The organism is Cytobacillus sp. MT66 (genome assembly GCF_058792595.1).
In genome coordinates, this window is the sequence record NZ_JBXAFB010000042.1 from 1 (window position 1) to 1,500 (window position 1,500).

Sequence of the window (1,500 nt, forward strand, 5' to 3'; positions counted from 1 at the left end):
CGCTTACCCTATCCTCCTGCGTCCCCCCATTGCTCAAACGGAAAAGAGGTGGTACAGGAATATCAACCTGTTGTCCATCGCCTACGCTTTTCAGCCTCGGCTTAGGTCCCGACTAACCCTGAGCGGACGAGCCTTCCTCAGGAAACCTTAGGCATTCGGTGGATGGGATTCTCACCCATCTTTCGCTACTCATACCGGCATTCTCACTTCTAAGCGCTCCACCAGTCCTTACGGTCTAGCTTCAACGCCCTTAGAACGCTCTCCTACCGCGGACATCGTAAGATGTCCACCCACAGCTTCGGTGATACGTTTAGCCCCGGTACATTTTCGGCGCAGAGTCACTCGACCAGTGAGCTATTACGCACTCTTTAAATGGTGGCTGCTTCTAAGCCAACATCCTGGTTGTCTAAGCAACTCCACATCCTTTTCCACTTAACGTATACTTTGGGACCTTAGCTGGTGGTCTGGGCTGTTTCCCTTTTGACTACGGATCTTATCACTCGCAGTCTGACTCCCATGGATAAGTCTTTGGCATTCGGAGTTTGTCTGAATTCGGTAACCCGATGAGGGCCCCTAGTCCAAACAGTGCTCTACCTCCAAGACTCTTACTACATGAGGCTAGCCCTAAAGCTATTTCGGAGAGAACCAGCTATCTCCAAGTTCGATTGGAATTTCTCCGCTACCCACACCTCATCCCCGCACTTTTCAACGTGCGTGGGTTCGGTCCTCCATCCAGTGTTACCTGGACTTCAACCTGGACATGGGTAGGTCACCTGGTTTCGGGTCTACGACCACATACTCATTCGCCCTATTCAGACTCGCTTTCGCTGCGGCTCCGTCTATTCAACTTAACCTTGCATGTAATCGTAACTCGCCGGTTCATTCTACAAAAGGCACGCCATCACCCGTTAAAGGGCTTTGACTACTTGTAGGCACACGGTTTCAGGATCTCTTTCACTCCCCTTCCGGGGTGCTTTTCACCTTTCCCTCACGGTACTGGTTCACTATCGGTCACTAGGGAGTATTTAGCCTTGGGAGATGGTCCTCCCTGCTTCCGACGGGATTTCTCGTGTCCCGCCGTACTCAGGATCCACTCAGGAGGGAACGAAGTTTCAATTACAGGGCTTTTACCTTCTCTGGCAGGCCTTTCCAGACCTCTTCGTTTACCCCGTTCCTTTGTAACTCCATGTTGAGTGTCCTACAACCCCGCAAGGCAAGCCTTGCGGTTTGGGCTGTTCCCGTTTCGCTCGCCGCTACTCAGGGAATCGCGTTTGCTTTCTCTTCCTCCGGGTACTTAGATGTTTCAGTTCCCCGGGTCTGCCTTCATTACCCTATGTATTCAGGTAAAGATCCTATCCCATTACGGATAGGGGGTTTCCCCATTCGGAAATCTCCGGATCAAAGCTTACTTACAGCTCCCCGAAGCATATCGGTGTTAGTCCCGTCCTTCATCGGCTCCTAGTGCCAAGGCATCCACCGTGCGCCCTTTCTAACTTAACC

The 1,500-nt window shown here is 51.8% G+C and carries 1 rRNA gene; it reads right to left on the reverse strand.

From position 1 onward, the window contains the following. A 23S ribosomal RNA gene (locus tag AC1Q59_RS24705) occupies positions 1-1,500 on the reverse strand; the annotation flags it as partial.